Annotated in this window: 2 protein-coding genes; both read left to right on the plus strand. The window is 39.3% G+C overall.

Annotation, left to right across the window (positions count from 1 at the left end):
- Nucleotides 1-16 precede the first annotated feature (16 nt).
- The gene (locus AC438_RS16415) at nucleotides 17-412 is read left to right on the plus strand and encodes a hypothetical protein (RefSeq protein ID WP_053982333.1); all 396 of its coding nucleotides are present in this window, start codon (nucleotides 17-19) and stop codon (nucleotides 410-412) included.
- 114 nt (nucleotides 413-526) lie between these two features.
- A complete protein-coding gene (locus tag AC438_RS16420) occupies nucleotides 527-832 on the plus strand; it encodes an SMI1/KNR4 family protein (protein WP_053982334.1) in 306 nt (101 codons plus the stop codon).
- The last annotated feature ends 283 nt before the right edge of the window (nucleotides 833-1,115 follow it).

The raw sequence follows: 1,115 nt of genomic DNA on the forward strand, positions 1-1,115 counted from the left end.
GTGATCAGGGAGGCTCATGAATAAAGCCATACATTTTAAAACCTCTATGTTCGATGTAAGTACTGAAAAAGAAAATCCGATCAATCCGGTTTTCGGCCTATCACTACTTGAATGGCTCAGGGCGGAGCTCAAAAATGAGGTAGACATTACTGTCCCTGACGCCGAAGATTGGGGGTGGTATAGCGAGCTTGAATGGGATGGAGCCAAATATCTAATCGGATCAGCAGCATTTTATGAAAAAGGAGATGACCCAAACCAAGAACTGGAGTGGGTTTTTCAAGTTCACCGGTATCGAACTCTAAAAGAAAAGATATTGGGTAGAAATAAGATGTCTGAATCAAACGCATGCTTCCAGTACTTCAAAAAAATATTCGAAAACCACTCTGATATAACTGGTGTCGAGATTGCGTAAAATCACTAACAAGGCAAGCAAATCTGACCTCCATAAGGTGGCTGCTTTTTTGCAAAAACACGCAAAAAAGCAGCCACCTTACTCCGGCAGTTTCTTGCGGCGTTAGTAGGCAAAATGTTACCGAAGACTCAGCAGTTTTATAATGAGAAATTAAGAAGTAAATATGGTGATGCCAAGGGTGCTACCGTAGACAATCTCGTTGAAATGGAGCGCAAGCTAGATTTAAAGTTACCTTTATCTCTTAAAGCGTATTTACTTTGGGTTGGGAATCACTCAGATGGCCCGCTAATTGGAACTGATTGCTTCGCTTCCGATATTTTGGGGAATACTGAATATTTTCGAGAGTTTCTCGATGAAAACAGCATTAAGCGTTTTACTGGGACAGGCACTCGTTTTAAGTCATTCTGGTTATTAGCCTGATATTTTTATAACGGAAGTGTTTTTGGTGTGCCTGTCCTTGAGAGCACTAATTTTAACTGTGTAAGTATACAGTTTGTGGGCGATTCGGTATTTTTCTCGAAATGGCATAGATTTTTTCCGTCTAATATAATGTTATATTCCAAAGCTGAAAATTATGACATGGCAAAAAGTTCGAAAACAATTACGTGATTTGTGGTCAAAAGAAGTTGCAAAAGACTTAGATGTCCATATTGCTAGGTACAGGAAATCTGCTAATTATGATGATTTAGGCAGAGTTACATTT

This window comes from Marinagarivorans algicola (assembly GCF_001292705.1).
Lineage (GTDB): Bacteria > Pseudomonadota > Gammaproteobacteria > Pseudomonadales > Cellvibrionaceae > Marinagarivorans > Marinagarivorans algicola.

What these genes read in the sequence shown, in the direction of transcription:
- AC438_RS16415 (WP_053982333.1), top strand. Translation starts at nt 17, where the DNA reads ATGAATAAAGCCATACATTTTAAAACCTCTATGTTCGATGTAAGTACT.
- AC438_RS16420 (WP_053982334.1), top strand. Translation starts at nt 527, where the DNA reads ATGTTACCGAAGACTCAGCAGTTTTATAATGAGAAATTAAGAAGTAAA.